The sequence below is a fragment of the Streptomyces sp. NPDC085481 genome (assembly GCF_044541845.1).
In the GTDB taxonomy this organism is placed as follows: Bacteria; Actinomycetota; Actinomycetes; order Streptomycetales; family Streptomycetaceae; genus Streptomyces.
Window position 1 is genome coordinate 35,840 of sequence record NZ_JBITTJ010000004.1, and the last position, 17,446, is coordinate 53,285.

The 17,446-nt window shown below is 72.1% G+C and carries 14 protein-coding genes and 2 pseudogenes; 9 read left to right on the plus strand and 7 right to left on the minus strand.

What is annotated here, in order from left to right; all coding sequences use genetic code 11:
* Window positions 1–3 precede the first annotated feature (3 nt).
* Together trpS and ACIGEZ_RS11065 are read left to right on the plus strand one after the other, a co-directional pair.
* Complete coding sequence (gene trpS / locus ACIGEZ_RS11060; RefSeq protein WP_399828791.1) at window positions 4–1,017, plus strand: tryptophan--tRNA ligase; 1,014 nt, start codon at window positions 4–6, stop codon at window positions 1,015–1,017.
* Between the two features lie 101 nt (window positions 1,018–1,118).
* Window positions 1,119–1,724: a 2'-5' RNA ligase family protein gene (locus ACIGEZ_RS11065; protein WP_399828794.1), complete on the plus strand. Its 606-nt coding sequence runs from the start codon at window positions 1,119–1,121 to the stop codon at window positions 1,722–1,724.
* A gap of 34 nt (window positions 1,725–1,758) precedes the next feature.
* Here ACIGEZ_RS11065 and ACIGEZ_RS11070 read toward each other — a convergent pair whose 3' ends face one another.
* Both ACIGEZ_RS11070 and ACIGEZ_RS11075 read right to left on the minus strand, forming a co-directional pair.
* Complete coding sequence (locus ACIGEZ_RS11070) at window positions 1,759–2,514, minus strand: decaprenylphospho-beta-D-erythro-pentofuranosid-2-ulose 2-reductase (RefSeq protein WP_399829606.1); 756 nt, start codon at window positions 2,512–2,514, stop codon at window positions 1,759–1,761.
* 14 nt (window positions 2,515–2,528) lie between these two features.
* Window positions 2,529–4,064 carry an FAD-binding protein gene (locus ACIGEZ_RS11075; protein ID WP_399828796.1) on the minus strand — a complete coding sequence of 512 codons (1,536 nt, stop codon included), beginning with the start codon at window positions 4,062–4,064 and terminating at the stop codon, window positions 2,529–2,531.
* A 155-nt stretch (window positions 4,065–4,219) separates the two neighbouring features.
* Between ACIGEZ_RS11075 and ACIGEZ_RS11080 the strand changes: the two genes are divergently transcribed.
* Genes ACIGEZ_RS11080 through ACIGEZ_RS11095 form a run of 4 tightly spaced genes read left to right on the plus strand, consistent with a single transcriptional unit; the run spans window position 4,220 to window position 7,260 of the window.
* Window positions 4,220–4,762 (plus strand): phosphatase PAP2 family protein, encoded by a 543-nt coding sequence (locus ACIGEZ_RS11080; protein WP_399828799.1) that lies wholly within the window; start codon window positions 4,220–4,222, stop codon window positions 4,760–4,762.
* Window positions 4,755–5,717 carry a decaprenyl-phosphate phosphoribosyltransferase gene (locus tag ACIGEZ_RS11085; protein ID WP_399828801.1) on the plus strand — a complete coding sequence of 321 codons (963 nt, stop codon included), beginning with the start codon at window positions 4,755–4,757 and terminating at the stop codon, window positions 5,715–5,717. Before ACIGEZ_RS11080 ends, ACIGEZ_RS11085 begins: the two co-directional genes overlap by 8 nt.
* A gap of 38 nt (window positions 5,718–5,755) precedes the next feature.
* Window positions 5,756–6,223: a GtrA family protein gene (locus tag ACIGEZ_RS11090; protein WP_399829609.1), complete on the plus strand. Its 468-nt coding sequence runs from the start codon at window positions 5,756–5,758 to the stop codon at window positions 6,221–6,223.
* Entirely contained in the window at window positions 6,211–7,260 is a 1,050-nt protein-coding gene (locus ACIGEZ_RS11095) for a YihY/virulence factor BrkB family protein (RefSeq protein ID WP_399828803.1), read from the plus strand. Before ACIGEZ_RS11090 ends, ACIGEZ_RS11095 begins: the two co-directional genes overlap by 13 nt.
* Before the next feature lie 355 nt (window positions 7,261–7,615).
* On the opposite strand, the pseudogene ACIGEZ_RS11100 reads toward ACIGEZ_RS11095, so the two are convergent.
* Together ACIGEZ_RS11100 and ACIGEZ_RS11105 are read right to left on the minus strand one after the other, a co-directional pair.
* A pseudogene (locus tag ACIGEZ_RS11100) lies at window positions 7,616–8,578 on the minus strand (D-alanyl-D-alanine carboxypeptidase family protein); the annotation flags it as partial.
* A 1,385-nt stretch (window positions 8,579–9,963) separates the two neighbouring features.
* The gene (locus ACIGEZ_RS11105; RefSeq protein WP_399828806.1) at window positions 9,964–10,200 is read right to left on the minus strand and encodes an SCO4848 family membrane protein; all 237 of its coding nucleotides are present in this window, start codon (window positions 10,198–10,200) and stop codon (window positions 9,964–9,966) included.
* A 140-nt stretch (window positions 10,201–10,340) separates the two neighbouring features.
* Here ACIGEZ_RS11105 and ACIGEZ_RS11110 point away from each other — a divergent pair, with 140 nt between their 5' ends.
* Complete coding sequence (locus ACIGEZ_RS11110) at window positions 10,341–11,678, plus strand: metallophosphoesterase (protein ID WP_399828809.1); 1,338 nt, start codon at window positions 10,341–10,343, stop codon at window positions 11,676–11,678.
* 146 nt (window positions 11,679–11,824) lie between these two features.
* Window positions 11,825–13,387: an ABC transporter substrate-binding protein gene (locus ACIGEZ_RS11115; protein WP_399828812.1), complete on the plus strand. Its 1,563-nt coding sequence runs from the start codon at window positions 11,825–11,827 to the stop codon at window positions 13,385–13,387.
* Between the two features lie 41 nt (window positions 13,388–13,428).
* Here the strand turns inward: ACIGEZ_RS11115 and ACIGEZ_RS11120 are convergent, their stop codons facing one another.
* Both ACIGEZ_RS11120 and ACIGEZ_RS11125 read right to left on the minus strand, forming a co-directional pair.
* On the minus strand, window positions 13,429–14,208 hold the full coding sequence (locus ACIGEZ_RS11120; RefSeq protein ID WP_399828815.1) for a TetR/AcrR family transcriptional regulator: 780 nt from the start codon (window positions 14,206–14,208) through the stop codon (window positions 13,429–13,431).
* 147 nt (window positions 14,209–14,355) lie between these two features.
* Window positions 14,356–15,561, minus strand: coding sequence for an MFS transporter (locus tag ACIGEZ_RS11125; RefSeq protein ID WP_399828818.1), 1,206 nt, complete (start codon window positions 15,559–15,561; stop codon window positions 14,356–14,358).
* 88 nt (window positions 15,562–15,649) lie between these two features.
* Here ACIGEZ_RS11125 and ACIGEZ_RS11130 point away from each other — a divergent pair, with 88 nt between their 5' ends.
* A complete protein-coding gene (locus tag ACIGEZ_RS11130; RefSeq protein WP_399829611.1) occupies window positions 15,650–16,201 on the plus strand; it encodes a MarR family winged helix-turn-helix transcriptional regulator in 552 nt (183 codons plus the stop codon).
* Between the two features lie 93 nt (window positions 16,202–16,294).
* Here ACIGEZ_RS11130 and ACIGEZ_RS11135 read toward each other — a convergent pair.
* A pseudogene (locus tag ACIGEZ_RS11135) lies at window positions 16,295–17,272 on the minus strand (serine hydrolase domain-containing protein); the annotation flags it as partial.
* Window positions 17,273–17,446: the final 174 nt, after the last annotated feature.

The following is a 17,446-nucleotide window of genomic DNA, read 5'->3' on the forward strand; positions in this document are numbered from 1 at the left end:
AGCATGGCCTCTGACAGTCCCCGTGTGCTCTCCGGAATCCAGCCCACCGCAGGCTCGTTCCACCTCGGCAACTACCTCGGTGCGGTGCGTCAGTGGGTCGCGCTGCAGGAGTCCCACGACGCCTTCTACATGGTGGTGGACCTGCACGCGATCACCGTCCCGCAGGACCCCGCGGAGCTGCGCGCCAACACCCGGCTCGCCGCCGCCCAGCTGCTCGCCGCCGGTCTCGACCCCGAGCGCTGCACCCTCTTCGTACAGAGCCACGTCCCCGAGCACGCCCAGCTCGGCTGGGTCATGAACTGCCTCACCGGCTTCGGCGAGGCCTCCCGCATGACCCAGTTCAAGGACAAGTCCGCCAAGCAGGGTGCCGACCGCGCCACCGTCGGCCTCTTCACGTACCCGATCCTCCAGGTCGCCGACATCCTGCTCTACCAGGCGCACCAGGTCCCGGTCGGCGAGGACCAGCGCCAGCACATCGAGCTGACCCGCGACCTCGCGGAGCGCTTCAACGGCCGCTTCGGCGAGACCTTCACGATCCCGGCGCCGTACATCCTCAAGGAGACGGCGAAGATCTACGACCTGCAGGACCCGGCGATCAAGATGAGCAAGTCGGCTTCGACCCCCAAGGGTCTGATCAACCTCCTCGACGAGCCGAAGACCACCGCGAAGAAGGTCAAGAGCGCGGTCACCGACACCGACACGGTCATCCGCTTCGACCCGGAGAACAAGGCCGGCGTCTCCAACCTGCTCACCATCATGTCCACGCTCACCGGCACGTCGGTCCCCGACCTGGAGAAGAGCTACGAGGGCAAGATGTACGGCGCGCTGAAGACCGACCTGGCCGAGGTCATGGTGGACTTCGTCACGCCGTTCAGGACCCGCACCCAGGAATACCTGGACGATCCGGAGACGCTGGACTCGATCCTGGCCAAGGGCGCGGAGAAGGCCCGGGCGGTCGCCGCGGAGACGCTGGCGCAGGCCTACGAGCGGATCGGCTTCCTGCCCGCGAAGCACTGAGCCGGACCCGGGTCCGAGGACCCTGGCCACGAGGGTGGTGCAGGCCGCACACTGGCGGCTGCACCGCCACACACTTTCCACACACGACGGAGGAGAACGACGTGGGGACCGTAACGCTCGGCGTTTCGATCGCGGTCCCGGAGCCTCACGGCAGCCTGCTCCAGGAGCGGCGCGCGGGCTTCGGGGATCCCGCCGCGCACGGCATCCCCACGCACGTCACCCTCCTCCCGCCGACCGAGGTCGCCGAGGAGCGCTTGCCGGAGATCGAGGCGCACCTCGCCGGGATCGCCGCCGGCTGCGAGCCCTTCGCGATGCGCCTGCAGGGCACCGGAACGTTCCGCCCGCTCTCCCCGGTCGTCTTCGTGAAGCTCGCCCGGGGCGCCACCGGCTGCAACCGGCTCCAGCAGCTGATCCGCGCCGGGTCGGGACCGGTCCCGCGCGAGCTGCAGTTCCCGTACCACCCGCACGTCACCGTCGCCCACGGCATCTCCGAAGAAGCCATGGACCGCGCCTACGAGGAGCTCGCCGGTTACGAGGCGGTCTGGACCTGCCGTTCCTTCGCGCTGTACGAGCAGGGCCCGGACGGGGTGTGGCGCAAGCTGTACGACTACGAGTTCGGCAGCGGCCGTACGGTCTCCGCCGTCTCCGCCGTCCCCGCCCAGGGCGGCAGCCCGGTCGACACCCCGGCCACCACGCCCGCGGTCTGAGCCCCGCCGCGGTGGCCCGAGGCCCCTCACGGGCTCACACGGGCAACCGCCGGAACAGCCCCCGCGGCACGTGCCGCAGCGCCGACATCACCACCCGCAGCTCGCCCGGCACCCACACCGTCTCCGAACGCCGCCGCAGCCCCAGTTCGATCGCGGTCGCGACCGCCTCGGGCGTGGTGGCGAGCGGCGCCTCCGCCAGGCCCTCGGTCATCTTCGAGCGGACGAACCCGGGCCGTACGACCATCACCTGCACCCCGGTCCCGTGCATCGCGTCCCCGAGTCCCTGCGCGAACGCGTCGAGCCCGGCCTTCGACGAGCCGTAGATGAAGTTGGCCCGCCGGGCCCGCTCGCCGGCCACCGACGAGAGCACGACCAGCGAGCCGTGCCCCTGCGCCTGGAGGGCCTGGGCGCAGACCAGGCCGGCCGAGACGGCGCCGGTGTAGTTGGTCTGGGCGACCCGTACCGCGGCGAGCGGGTCGGACTCGTCGCGCGCCTGGTCGCCGAGGATGCCGAAGGCGAGCAGCACCATGTCGATGTCGCCCTCCGCGAAGACCTTGCCGAGGCCCTCCTCGTGGGACCCGGTGTCCAGGGCGTCGAAGGCGACCGTGCGCACGTCCGCGCCGAGCGCGCGCAGCGACTCCGCCGCCTCGGCCAGGGCCGGCGAGGGCCGCCCGGCCAGCCACACGGTGCGGGTGCGGCGGGCGATCAGGCGGCGGGCGGTGGCCAGGCCGATCGCGGAGGTGCCGCCGAGAACGAGCAGGGACTGCGGGGCGCCGAAGGCGTCCTTCATGGCGTTCACGCTCCTCAGAGGGCGAGTCGACGGGAGAGGTCCGAGGTGAAGACGGCGGTGGGGTCGAGCCGGGCGCGCAGCTCGCGGAAGTCGTCGAGCCGCGGGTACATGGCCGCCAGCAGCTCCGGCCGCAGCCGCGCGTCCTTGGCGAGGTAGACCCGGCCGCCCGCGGCGACGACCTCCTCGTCCAGCTCGTCGAGGAAGGCGCCGAGCCCGGAGATCGAGGTGGGGATGTCGAGGGCGAGGGTCCAGCCGGGCAGCGGGAAGGAGAGCCAGCCCGGGTCGGCCTCGCCGAAGCGCTTGAGCACGGCGAGGAAGGAGGGGCAGCCGCGGCTCGCGATCCGGCGCACGACCCGGCGCAGGGTCTCCTCCTGCCCGTGACCCACGACGAACTGGTACTGCACGAAGCCGCCGCGTCCGTAGATCCGGTTCCAGTGGGGCACGCCGTCGAGGGGATGGAAGAAGGAGGACAGCCGCTGGAGCCGGCCGGTGGAGCGGCGGGGGGCCTTGCGGTACCAGAGCTCGTTGAAGAGGCCGACGGTGGTGCGGCCGAGCAGCCCCTCGGGGACGTACGCGGGCGCGGAGGGCAGCCGCCCCGGCCGGAAGGCGAGGGGCGCGCGTCGGGCGCGTACGGGCAGGGCGTCGTACGGCGCGTGGTCGCCGCGGGTGAGGACGGCCCGGCCGGTGGCGGCGCCGCGGGCGAGCAGGTCGATCCAGGCCACCGAGTAGCGGTAGCGGTGGTCGCCGGTGGTGAGCCGGGCCATCAGGTCGTCGAGGTCGTGGGCGCGTTCGGTGTCGACGGACATGACCGAGGTCTCGACGGGCAGCAGCCGCAGCGTGACGGAGAGGATCACGCCGGTCAGGCCCATGCCGCCGGCGGTGGCGTCGAAGAGGGCGGTGCCGGGGGCGACGGTGTGCACCTGCCCGTCGGCGGTGAGGAGGTCGAGGGAGACCACGTGGCGGGCGAAGGAGCCGGAGACGTGGTGGTTCTTCCCGTGGATGTCGGCGCCGACGGCCCCGCCGACGGTCACGTAGCGGGTCCCGGGGGTGACGGGCACGAACCAGCCGAGCGGCAGCAGCACCTCCATCAGGTGGTGCAGGCTGACGCCCGCGTCGCAGACGACGAGACCGGCGTCGGCGTCGACGGCGCGGATGCGGGCGAGAGCGGTCATGTCGAGGACGGACCCGCCGGCGTTCTGCGCGGCGTCGCCGTAGGCCCGGCCGAGCCCGCGGGCGATGGACCCGCGGGCGCCGCACGCGCGGACGGCCGCGGCGGCCTCCTCGTACGTGCGGGGGCGGATCACACGCGCGAGGGTGGGAGCGGTGCGGCCCCACCCGGTGAGGGTGTCGAAATCGGTGCCGACGCCCGGCGGGACTTCGGTCGCGACTTCGGTCGGGACGTCGGTCGGGACTTCGGTCGGGACGTCGGTCGGGACTTCGGTCGGGACCTCGGTCTGGACGCCCGGCGGGACGTCGGTCTGGACTTCGGTCGGGACGCGCGTCTCCGGGCCCCGCTCGCTACCCGTCTCGATGTCGGTCTCGGCTGCCATGGTGGTGACCGTATCGTCGCGACTGTCGCTTATGCCGGGATTGGTGGGCGGTTCGTCGAAATGGGTGATTAAACGAGTGTCAGGAAAGCGTGCCGTGCGACGCGCCCCTCCGCGCGTCAGAGTCGCCCGTGGTGGTCGGCGAAGCGGGGAGTGGCATGGGACACCGGGACTGGGCGGCGGTCGAGCATGACGTCCTGGCGGCGCTGCGCGCCTGCGGGCGACGCCCCGCGGTGGCCTCCGCCGCCCGGGCGCTTTCCCTCGGCGGCGAGCACGGTGCGCTCTGGCTCGCCGCCGGACTCGCCGGCGCCGCGGTGGACCGGCCGCGCCGCACCGGCTGGCTGCGCGGTACGGCCCTGATCGGGGCCGCGCACCTGGCGAGCATGGCCGTCAAGCGGGTCGTACGACGGCCCCGGCCGTGCCCCGAGGAGTACGCGCCGCTGGTCCGCACCGCCGGCCGGCACTCCTTCCCGAGCTCCCACGCCGCCTCCGCCGCGGCCGCCGCCGTCGCCTTCGCCGCGCTCCACCCGCCCACCCGCCGGGTCGCCCTCCCGGCCGCCGCCGCGATGTGCCTGTCCCGGCTCGTCGTGGGCGTCCACTACCCGAGCGACGTCGCCGCGGGCGCCCTCCTGGGCGCGGCCACGGCCGGCGCGGGCCGGCCATGGATGCGCGCGGTACGGGCCGGAGGCCGCCGTGGCTGAGCGCACCACCGGCCTCGCCCTGCTCGACCCGCCCGCCGTGGCCCCGCCCCCATGGGTCCCGCGACGCGGGGTACGGGCCGTGGCCCGCGGCCTCCTGCGGACCGCGCGGCCCCGCCAGTGGATCAAGAACGCCCTCGTCGTCGCCGCGCCCGTCGCCGCCGGACAGCTCGTCTCCTGGCACACCGCCGGCCGGCTCGCCCTCGTCTTCGCGCTGTTCACGGCAGCCGCCTCCGCCGTGTATCTGGTCAACGACGCCCGCGACGCCGGGGCCGACCGCGCCCACCCCGTCAAACGGCACCGTCCCGTCGCCGCCGGCCTCGTACCCGTACCCCTCGCGTACACGACGGGAGCTTTGCTCGGGCTCGGCGCGGCCGCGGTGAGCGCGGTGCTGTGCAACGCGATGACGGCGCTGCTCCTGGCCGCGTACCTCGCGATGCAACTCGCCTACTGCGTCCGCCTCAAACACGTCCTCGTCGTCGACCTCACCGTCGTCGCCACCGGCTTCCTGATGCGGGCGATGATCGGCGGGATCGCGCTCGGTATCCCGCTCTCGCGCTGGTTCCTCATCACCACCGGCTTCGGCGCGCTCTTCATGGTGGCGGCCAAGCGCTACTCCGAGGCCGTCCAGATGGCGAACGCCCAGGGGGCGACCCGGGCGCTGCTCACCCAGTACACGACCGGATACCTGCGATTCGTCTGGCAGCTGGCGGCCGGGGTCGCCGTCCTCGGCTACTGCCTGTGGGCGCTGGAGAGCGGCGGCGTCGCCAACGGCTCGCTGCTGCCGTGGCGTCAGCTCTCCGTCGTCGCCTTCGTCCTGGCCGTGCTGCGCTACGCCGTCTTCGCCGACCGCGGCACGGCGGGCGAGCCCGAGGACGTGGTCCTGCGCGACCGGCCGCTCGCCGTGATCGGCCTGGTCTGGGCGGCGATGTACGGGATGGCGGTCGCGGACCTGTGAGCGCGCGCGGCCGCGAGCGGCTCGGGTTCGCGGTCTCCGTGCGCGGCCGCGAGCGACTCGGGTTCTCCGTCTCCGCGCGCGGCCGCGAGCTGCTCGGCTTCGCCGTCGCCGGGCTCGCCGCGTACGGCGCCGACCTCGCCCTCTTCCTCTGGCTGCGCGGGCCGCTCGGCCTCGACCCGATCGCCGCGAAGATCTGCTCCTTCCTCGCCGGCTGCACCGTCGCCTACCTCGGCAACGCCCTCGGGACCTACCGCCGCCGCGCCGTCGCCCTGCGCGAGTACGCCACCTTCTTCGCCGTGAACCTCGCGGGCGCCGCCGTCCAGCTGCTCTGCCTCGGCGTCTCCCATTACGGCCTGGGACTCACCTCCGCCCGCGCCGACACCGTGTCAGGACTCGGCGTGGGCATGGTGCTTGCCACCTTTCTGCGATTCTGGGGTAACCGGACCCTTGTGTTCCGTCCGCACCCTGTCGTCCCACGAGGAGCGCCCCGCACATGGACTGGCTGACCAAGCTCCCCGTCGTCGGCCCCTGGGCCGCCCGTCTGATGAAGACCCACGCCTGGCGCTCGTACGAGACCCTCGACGAGGTCTACTGGAGCCGGCTCGCCGCCGCCATCACCTTCCTCAGCTTCCTCGCGCTTTTCCCGCTGATCACCGTCGCTGCCGCGATCGGCGCCGCGCTGCTCAGCCAGGAACAGCTCGACCGGATCGAGGAGAAGATCGCCGACCAGGTCCCCGGGATCTCCGACCAGCTCGACATCGGCGGCCTCGTCGACAACGCCGGCGCCATCGGACTCGTCGCCGGCGCCGTGCTGCTCTTCATGGGCATCGGCTGGGTCGGCCAGATGCGCGGCTGCCTGCGCGCCGTGTGGGGAATGGACGGCAAGGACGAGGGCAACCCGATCCTGCGCAAGGGCAAGGACGCGATCGTGCTGTTCGGGCTCGGCGGGGTCGGCCTCTGCTCGCTCGCGGCGTCCTGGCTCGGCTCCACCGCCGTCGGCTGGACCGCCGACCGGCTGGGCATCTCCCACTCGGGCGCCGAGGGGTTCCTGCTCCAGGTCGCCGCCGTACTGATCGCGGTCGTCGCCGACTTCCTGATCCTGTGTTACGTCCTCACGCTGCTGCCGAACGTACAGCCGAGGCGCCGCGACCTGGTGGTCGCGGCGCTGCTCGGCGCGGTCGGCTTCGAGCTGCTGAAACTGCTGCTCGGCGGCTATATGAAGGGCGTCGCCGCGAAGTCGATGTACGGCGCGTTCGGCGTGCCCGTGGCTCTGCTGCTGTGGATCAACTTCACCGCGAAGCTGCTGCTGTTCTGCGCGGCCTGGACGGCCACGGGGGTCAGGGGTTCACCGGAGTCTCGTCCGCAGGACCAGGAGCAGGAGCAGGAGCAGGAGCAGGAGCAGGAGCAGAGGCAGGAGCCTGATCGGAAGCAGACGCAGGCGCAGACGCCGACGCCGGAGCCGGGTCCGAAGCCGGATCCGGCTTCTGAGAGCGGCGGGCGGCCTGACGACGGCCCGAAGCCGCCAGCGGCCAGCGCCGGTTGACCAGGAAGGCGGCGCCCGCGAGCAGCACGAGCACGCCGCCGGCCACGGCGAGTGCGATCCCGGCGCCGCCCGACTTCTGCGAGGCGACGGCAGCGTGCTCGGTACCCGTCGGCGCGTTCTTGCCGGGGGCGGGCGACGAACCGTCCGACGACGTCTCCGGGTTCGTGCCCGGGTTCGTACGGGCGGACTTCGGCGGCACCAGCTCGCCGACCGGCGTCACCTTGCCGGCCGCCGCGAAGCCCCAGTCGAGGAGCCGGGCGGTCTCCTTGTAGACGGCGTGCTGCTCCTTGGAGGAGGGGTTCATGACCGTGACCAGCAGCACCTTGCCGTTGCGCTCGGCGACGCCCGTGAAGGTGGCGCCGGCGTGCGTGGTGTTGCCGTTCTTGACGCCGGCGATGCCCTGGTAGGCGGGGACGCCGATGTCGCCGGTCAGCAGCCGGTTGGTGTTCTGGATCTCGAAGGTCTCGCGCTTCTTGCCGGGCTTCTGCTCCCCGGGGAACTTGGCGCGGGCCGTCGCGGCGTACTCCCGGAAGTCCGCCTTCTGCATGCCGCTGCGGGCGATCAGGGTGAGGTCGTACGCGGAGGAGACCTGGCCCGGGGCGTCGTATCCGTCCGGCGAGACGACGTTGGTGTCCAGGGCCTGGAGGTCGGCCGCGTGGTCGTTCATGTCCTGGACGGTCTTCCGGACGCCGTCGTTCATCGCCGCCAGGACGTGGACGGCGTCGTTGCCGGACCGGAGGAAGACGCCGAGCCACAGGTCGTGGACGCTGTAGGTCTGCTTCTCCTTGATGCCGACCAGGCTGGAGCCCGCGCCCATGCCGGCGAGGTCGGCGGGGCCGACGAGGTGGTTCTCGGTCTTGGGGAACTTCGGCAGCAGCGTGTCCGCGAACAGCATCTTGAGGGTGGAGGCCGGGGCCAGCGGCCAGTGCGCGTTGTGCGCCGCCAGGACCTGGCCGCTCTCCGCGTCCGCGACGACCCACGACCGCGCGCTCAGCTCCTTGGGCAGCACCGGGGCGCCGGGGCCGAGCTGCACCTGGGTGCCGGGCTGGGAGAGCAGCGTGCCGCCGACGCTGGACATCGCGGCGGGCGGTTTGGGCTGCTTGTCCTTTTCATCCGCGTGTGCGGGAGCCGTGGCGAGGAGCGGGAGCAGGGCGGACGCGGCGGTCACCGTCAGGGCGGCCTTCGCGGTCATCTTCGATACGGACACGATCGAGAACGTACATTGCCGGAAGCTCGTTCCGAACCCCGCGGGGCGGTTCGTCCGGGCTCGTCCACCCGTCCGCGGGGCCGCTGGGGCGGGCGGTGATATGGGGGCCATGAAGCTCGGCCGCCTCGTCTCCTGGTTCCTGCTCGCGTTCGGCGTGTGGGGCTTGTCCATCTGGATCACTTTCTGGAAGTAGCTGACCGTAGGGCTTCAGCGGCAGAAAAGAGCAGGTGAGAGACCGTGCGACGGCTGGTTTCGCCCATGGGGGCCGAGCGGCTGGACACGGTGCGGGTGGCCGCCTACGCCGACAGCCCAAGGCCCGCCCACGCGCTCGAGCTGTCTGAGGGAGCGCAGGTGGCGGCCGGTGAGGCGCTGGGGGCGAGCCGGGGCTGGGAGGTTGTTCACACGTTCAAAGACGTGAAGAGGTCCGGTTGGGATCCACCGCAGCCCATGCGCTCTGAGCCCCGCAGGCACCTACCCGCCGAACCCCGCCGTCCGGGCATCCGGCCGCGCATCGTTCGGCGGAGGGGCTACAGCCGGGACCGGGCGAGGCGTCTCTCCGGCAGGGCCGGCGACTGCTCGGCCACAACGAACGGAACGGACATGACCGAACACAAGGTCGGCGACAAGATCCAGCGGGAGTACGCGCCGTACGCGTCAGCCGCCGTGATGCTGGACCCCAGGTCACAGAGGGTGCTGGAGGGCACGGTGAAGGCCGTCGTCATGAACGGCGGCAGGCGAGGGATCGGCCGGACGGCGCCGACGGCGGCGGCAGGACAACGAAGCGCAGTTCTCACGCACTGCCAACGATCCACCCCGCGCTGGTCATCGGTGCGTGACGGGCACCGCCCGTTCACTCCCCTTATCGATGTGCCCACCATGCCCCGACTGCCCCGCCGGCGGTGGTGACCAGGGCCACGAGCCATCCTGGGACGCGCTGGACGGTCAAATGCAAGCCACCCAAACGGAGTTCGAGTGCTGGGCGGGTATCGGGCTGGGTGGTCATGTCTGCCTCTCGTGTCCCGGTGCGCTTGCGTGCGAGGCGCGTGCTGGGCTTGGAATGCCCGGCGAGCCCTCACCCCTTCAGCGCGGGTGAATATCCGTCGCCGGGAGAAGGGAAGCGCGGCAGTCCCGCTGGCAGTCCCGTTCAGGGCGGGGCGGTGCCCTTCCGTCTCAAGCCCGGCGAACGGACTATGACAGCCGCGACCATTCGACGTCAGTTGGCAAACCCTGGCGAACCCTCGCGAATGGTCGTCGGGCCGATGACGCGGGGCAACTGTCATGTAAGCCGAGTTCCTGTGGTGCTGACGTGGGCGTACGACCCGGCACATGGGCGTCGGTGCCTGCGATGAGGCGGTCCTCACCGAATTCAGTGGAATCACCCTCATGTTCCACCCTCACGCCCACCCCGTTCAGCGGCCCCATGCGCAAGGAGGGAAACGTTTGCGAGCGGACGTCGGCAAGCCGGTCAGGCTCCCCGGTGGCGCACGGGTGGGGTCCTACTTCCTGCCCGCGCGGACGCCACGGAAGCCGATCACGCCGACGGCCGTTCCCAGGATGAACGACGTGATCGCGAGGGCGAGGTGGACCCACAGGTACGCCGTCGGGTCTCCCGCGTCGTCGTAGGCGAGTCCGCTCGCGTCCTTGAACAGGTTCTTCGCGAAGGTCACCCAGATCACCCAGGACCAGATGCCGAACGCGAGCAGGAACCAGGAGACGCGGCGGCTGAGCTTCATGGGGGTGTCCTTCGGAGTGGGGTGGCCGTGCCCTGCCAGTATCGAACCGGCCTCCCGTCGCCGTGCAGCAGGGTCTCGGTACGCTACTGGTCACCTGCTTGTGGATCACGGCGCGAGCGCGCGGATAGGGGTTTCGGGGCGTGGTCGTCTTCCTGGTGGTGCTGGTCGTGGTCCTCGCCCTTCTGGGGGCGGTCCACTGGTACGTGTGGCGGCGCCTTGTGCGCGACGTGACGGAGTCGGGCGGGCCGGCCCGGCGGCTCGGCACCGTGGCGGCCGTCGCGCTGCCGTTGCTTTCCGTCGCCGCCCTGGTCGCGGGCCGCGCGGGTGCCCCCTTCTGGCTGGAGCAGGCCGTCGCCTGGCCGGGCTTCCTGTGGCTGGCCGTGCTCTTGTACGTGACGCTGGCGCTGGCCGTGACGGAGCCCGTGCGACCGCTGCTGCGGAGGTGGCCGGCCCGTAGGGCGGAGGCGGGCGCGGAGGCCGCGGCCGTGCCCGAGGCCGTGCCGGCAGGCGCCTCCGCCGTCGGGGCCCCGGCGCCCGCGCAGGCGGCCGTGGCCGGCGCGCCCTCGCCCGGCGGCGATGGCCTCGCCGCCGGCCCCGCCGGTCCCGCCGGCCCCGCCGGCCCCGCCGGCGACGCGGCCGCCGCCCCCGACCTCTCCCGTCGCCTCTTCGTCAACCGCGTCGTCTCCGGCGCCGCGGCCGCCGTCGCCGTGGGGACGGTCGGCAACGGGGCGTACGGGGTGCTGCGCGGGCCGCGGGTGAAGCGGGTGACCGTGCCGCTGGCCAAGCTGCCGCGCGGGGCACACGGGTACCGGATCGCGGTGGTCTCGGACATCCACCTGGGGCCGATCCTCGGGCGGGCCCACACGCAGCGGATCGTCGACACGATCAACGCCACCCAGCCCGACCTCGTCGCCGTCGTGGGCGACCTGGTCGACGGCACCGTCGAGAACCTCGGGCCCGCCGCCGAGCCGCTCGCCCGACTGCGGGCGCGCGACGGGGCGTACTTCGTGACGGGCAACCACGAGTACTTCTCGGGCGCCGACGCCTGGGTCGACCACGTCCGCGAGCTCGGCATGCACCCGCTGCGCAACGCCCGCGTGGAGATCGGCGCCGGGTTCGACCTCGCCGGCGTGGACGACGTCGCGGGGGAGAGCGAGGGGCAGGGGCCGGACTTCGCGAAGGCGCTGGGGGACCGGGACCGGGCCCGTACCTCGGTGCTGCTCGCGCACCAGCCGATCGTCATCGACGACGCCGTACGCCACGGTGTCGACCTTCAGCTCTCCGGCCACACCCACGGCGGCCAGCTCTGGCCCGGCAACTACCTCGCCGAGCTCGCCAACCCGACCGTCGCGGGGCTTGAGCGCTACGGCGACACGCAGCTCTACGTGTCCCGCGGTGCGGGCGCCTGGGGGCCTCCGGTCCGGGTCGGGGCGCCCTCCGACATCACCGTCGTGGAGCTCGCCTCGCGGCAGGCGTGACCTGAAAATCCGTAATCCCGGGACATATGTGTGCGGTGTGAAGGTTTACTCTTCCACCAGTGAAATACGTGTGATTGGCTGGCGCCATCGCGGCAGGCCGGAAGCCGCCGTGACAGGGGTGGGCACGAGCTAAGGAAGCACGTCTCATGCGGTCGTCGTCTGTGCGTCTGCGGATTCTGATCACTTGTGGAGTTCTCGTGGTCGCCGGGATCGGGGGCTGGCAGCTCCTGCCCTCCGACGACGTCCGTACGGACCCCATCACCGTCGGCACGACGGACGAGGTGACGTCGCTCGACCCGGCCGGTGCCTATGACGCCGGCTCCTGGGCGATGTACAGCAACGTGTACCAGTCGCTGCTGACCTTCAAGCCGGGCTTCACCACGCCGGTCCCGGACGCCGCGGAGAGCTGCAAGTTCCTGGGCACGAAGCTGACGACGTACCAGTGCACGCTCCGCGACGACCTCACCTTCTCCAACGGCCGCAAGGTCACCGGTGAGGACGTCAAGTACTCCTTCGAGCGGATGCTGGGCATCAAGACGGACGTCGGTCCGCAGCCCCTCTTCCCGACCCTGAAGAACGTCGTGGCCGACGGCCGGAAGGTCACCTTCAACCTCAGCGGCCGTGACGCCACCTTCCCGCTGAAGCTCGCGACGGGCGCCGGCTCGATCGTCGACCGCACCCAGTACCCGGCGAAGCGCCTTCGCACGGGTACCGCGGTGGACGGCTCGGGGCCGTACGTCCTCAAGGAGTACGAGCCCGGCGTGAGCGCCCGCCTGGAGCCCAACCCGGCGTACCGGGGGGCCGTCTCCAAGACCGGCCGCACGGTCGTCGTGAAGTACTTCAAGGAGTCCGAGGAGCTCGCCGCCGCCTGGAAGAGCAGGCAGGTGGACGTGACGCACCGGCAGATGCCGCCCGCCTTCATCAACTCGTTGAAGGACGCGAAGAAGGACGGCACCAAGATCACCGAGGCGGCCAGCGCCGAGATCCGCAACCTCAACTTCAACGTCAGGCCCGGCTCGGTGATGGCGGACAAGGCGGTACGGCAGGCGGTCGCCGCCGTCATCGACCGCCCGGCCATCACGACCGGCCCCTACCAGAGCACGGTCGAGCCGCTGTACTCCCTCATCCCGCAGGGCTTCGTCGGCCACAGCACCGCGTTCTACGACGCGTACCCGGAGCCCAGCGCCGCCACGGCCAAGAAGATCCTGAAGGCCGCGGACATCGACACCCCGGTGAAGTTCACCCTCGGCCACCGCAAGGACGCCACCTACGCCGCCGAGGCCGCCGAGCTGAAGAGGCAGCTGGAGTTGACCGGCCTGTTCGAGGTGACGGTCGAATCGGTCGACTGGCAGTCCTTCCAGAAGGCGTACGCGCAGGGCAGGTTCGACGCGTACCCGGTCGGCTGGCTGCCCGACTTCCCGGACTCCGACAGCTTCACCGCCCCGCTGGTCGGCACCGACAACACCCTGCACAACGGGTTCTCCAGCGGGACGATCGACTCGCTGATCTCCGCGACGCAGCAGTACAGCGACCGTGCGCGGGCGACCGACGACTTCAAGGCCATCCAGACCGAGGTCGCCAAGGACGTGCCGCTGGTGCCGCTGTGGCAGAAGAAGGACTACGTGCTGTCGACGGAGGACGTCGCCGGTTCGCAGTACCTCTCGGACGGCACGGGCATCTGGCGCCTGTGGGAACTCGGCTGGATCTAGGGCCTGTCCGGCGCAGCCGGTCTGGACCGGGTCCGGCCGGTCTAGCCGGCCTTGGGCGTGCGCCTCGGCTTGCCCGAGGCCGCCATCCCGGCCGCCGTCGGCATGATGTCGCTGAGCAGCTCGTGGGTCTCCTTCACCAGCGGGCGCAGGATCCGGAAGCGGGAGAGCTGGATGGCCCGCGCGGTGACCGGGGAGAGCTTCTCCACCAGGCGGCGGCTGTTGGCGGCGCCCTCCGAGCGGTCGTAGACCCAGAAGAGGACCAGGCCCATCTGCTCGAGCCACAGCAACTGCGGCAGGGCCTCGGCCAGTTCCGGGTCGACCTTCACCGAGGCCCCGGAGATGACCCGCCGGTGGACCGAGATCGCCGCCTCGCGCGGGCCCTCCGACTCGGGGGAGAAGGGGCTGAGCGGGCTGTCCGGGTCGGCGGCGTTCTTGAAGAACTGGGACGCGAACTCGTGGTACGGCTCCGCGATGTCGAGCCAGGCGAGCAGCACGCCGCGGATCCGGGTCGTGAGGTCCTTCTCGCCGCTCTCCAGGATCGGCTCGACGGCCGCCTGGTGCTCCTCGGCGATCCGGTCGTAGAAGCCCTGGACGAGGTGCTCCTTGGAGGAGAAGTAGTAGTACGCGTTGCCGACGGAGACCCCGGCCTCCTGCGCGATGGCCCGCATCGTCGTCTTGTCGTAGCCGCGCTCCTTGAACAGCCGGAGCGCGGTCTCCAGGATGAGCGCGCGGGTCTGCTCGCTCTTGGGGGCCTTGGCCGGCTTCTCGCCCGGCTCGGCGTCCGCCGGCGCGCCGGGCTTCGCGTCCTGCTTCTCTTCCATCGCGTCCTTCACAGGGCCCGAGCCTAGCCGGACAGGCTGTGTACCTCGCACCGTCCGCCGGACGGCGGCGGCCTCGGGCGCCGATCGGGCACTGCTCGGGCGTTGGTCAGTCGCTGGTCAGTCGTTGGTCGCTGGTCGAGGACTTCCTCAGCCGGTGCTGAACCGCCGTACCCCCGGCACCAGCGCCGTGGCCAGGCAGCAGCCGCCCACCGCCACCGCGGCGGCCACCAGCGGGAGCCCGGGCCCCCAGGCGGAGGCGGCGAGCGGGGCGAGGCCGTAGCCGAGGGGCATCGCCGCGAAGGAGAGCAACCAGTCGTACGAGGTGACGCGTGCCAGCGCGTGGGCGGGCACCGCTCGCTGGACCGCCGTCTCCCACACCGGGCCGAGGAAGCCGAGGCCGACCTGGGCGAGCCCGTACGCGGCGATCGTCAGTGGCGCGGGGGCGGCGAGCGCGAGGAGCACCAGCGGCAGCGCGTACGTCGCGAGGCCGAGGTTCGCGGCCAGGATCGGGCGCCGGGGGCGGAAGCGGTCCGCGGCGAGCGAACCGGCGAGCAGCCCGAACGCGCCCACCTGGAGGAACAGCACCCAGGTGGCCTGGCCGCCGAGCCGGTCGAGGGCGACGGCGGGTCCCAGGGTCATCAGGACCGCGGCGGCGCCGTTCCAGGCGCTGTGGCCGATGAGGCTGGTCCAGTACCAGTCGCGGGTCCGCACCTCCCGCCAGCCCTCCCGCAGGTCGGCGAGCATCGACCGCCGGGGCGCCCGCACCCGCTCCACCTTCACCGCGCACAGCAGCGCGGCGCTCACGGCGAAGCTCGCCGCGTCCAGGACGAACGCCCAGCCCGCTCCCACCGTCAGGATCAGTGTCCCCGCGAGTGCGGGGCCGGCCACCCGGCTCGCGCTGTGGGCGACACCCATCGCCGCGTTGGCCCGCTGCAGTCCCGCGCCGGACACCGTGCCCTTGACCAGCGGCGCCCCGGTCGGCATCGCGAAGGCCCCCGCCGCGCCGCCGACGACCTCGACGGCCGCGATCACCCACAGCGTCGGCGCACCGCTCAGCAGCTGGATCCCGACGAGCAGTTGGGTGGCGCACCGGACGAGGTCCATGGCCAGGGCGATCGTGCGGGCGTCGAACCGGTCGCCTGCCACGCCGCCGAGCGGCAGCAGGAGCAGCTTCGGCACCATCGAGCAGGCGAGGACCAGCGCGAGCGCCGAGGTCGAGCCGGTCGCCTCCAGGACGGCGAGGGCGAGGGCGGCGGGGATGACGGCGTCGCCGAGGAGGGAGAGCACGCGCCCGGTGAAGAGCAGCCGGAAGGACCGGGTGCGCAGCGGATGAGGGGTGGAGTCGGCAGGCATGTCAAGGAGAGTATTTCGGTACCGAATAATTCGTCAACGAAATACTTCATGCCGGGAGCGCGCCCACCCGCCGACGTACGATCACTCCATGGCCCCCATCGAGGAACCGCGCGAGGCACCGCAGGCGGTCCCGCGCGACTGGACCGACGAGCACGTGGCCCGCTGGCAGCCGGTCCTGCCCGGCCTCGACCCGGTCGTCGAGGGCGCGGTCACCCGCATGAAGAAGCTCTCCGTCCACCTGCGCCGGGTGCGCGAGCAGTCCCTCGTCGACTTCGACCTCGAACGCCACGAGTTCGACACCCTCCACAAGCTCGCCGGCCGCGGCGGCAGCGCCGCGCCCTCCGAACTCGCCCAGGACCTCGACCTCGCCCCCGCCTCCGTCACCGGCCGTCTCGACGCCCTGGAGAAGCGCGGCTTCGTCCGCCGCACCCAGTCCACGACGGACCGGCGCCGCGTGATCGTGGAGCTCACCGCCTCCGGCCGTGAGACCTGGGTCGGCGCCATGGACGTCCTCGGCCACGAGGAGTACCGCCTCCTCGGCGTCCTGAGCCCCGAGGAGCGCGCGAGCCTCAACGACATGCTCCGCCGCATCATGGTCGTCGCCGAAGAGGACGCCACGACCCAGCCCTGGCACGGCTGAGGCCCGTCCCGACGCGCCCTGCCCCCGGCCCGCCCCCGCTCCGGCCCCGCTGAACGCGGCGCCCGCTATCCGCTTCACCCGCGCCACCTCCTCGTCCGCGTTCTTGCCGGTCGGCAGCGTGGAGTACACCAGGACGCGGTCCAGGTCCGGCGTGGCGAACACCCCGCTCGTGTAACCCCGGTTGGAGCCCGTCTTGCCCCAGATCACCGTCCCGCCGGGCAGCTCGATCCGGGTGAGCCCGCCGTAGCTGAAGGCCGCGCCCGGCACCGGCGGCAGCGTGAACAGCAGGCCCCGCTCGGCCGGGCGCAGCAGCCGCCCGCGTATCAGCGCGGTGTGGAACCGCTCCAGATCGGAGGCCCGGGACACGAGCCCACCCTCCGCCCACGCCCAGTCGTCGGCCGGCAGCGAGGTGTGCCGCAGCTTCAGGGGCCGGAGTACGCGGTCGCGGAGCTCCTCCGCGTACGTCCGCCCGGTCACCTTCTCGATGGCGAGGCCGGCGATGAAGTAGTTGATGCCGTTGTACTGCATCGCCGTTCCGGGCTCCGCCGGCGTCCCGCAGGACACCGCCGAGGTCACCACCTCCACCGGCGTCCCGGGACGGACACAGGTGGGCTTCTGCAGCCCACTGGTGTGACTCAGCAGCTGCCCGACGGTGATCGGCGCGTACGAGGACGGCAACAGGCCGGGCAGCAGCTCCTGGACGGTGTCGTCGAGGGACAACCGCCCCTCGCCCACGAGCTGGAGCACGACGGCGGAGGTGAACAGCTTGGTGACGCTGCCTATCGCGAACTCGGCGTCCACCGGCCCGGTCCACTCCCCGGCGGTCCCGCTCCACCGCCCGTCCCGGCCGGTCACCCGCACCATCGCGCCGGTCACGTAGTCATCGGGCACCCCGGCCAGCGCCGCCCGCAGCGCGACCGGATCGACCCGGCCGGAAGCCACGCCGGTAGATGCCGTCGCGGAAGCCGGCGTCGCGGCAGCACTCGCCGGCACCGCCGCCCCCGCCACCACCATCGCGGCCACCGCCGCGGCCGTCACCCAACGAGCCTTGCCCATCCACGAGTTCGTCATGGATCAAGGCTCCCGCGCCGGGACCCGCGGGACCATCAGGGACGACCCCGGCTCACCCCTGACCGAGCCCCTACAGAACCGTCGGAGATCCCCCTCAGAGATCCCCTGGATCCCCTCAGAGTTCCCCTGGATCCCCTCAGAGTTCCCCTGGATCCCCTCAGAGTTCCCCTGGAT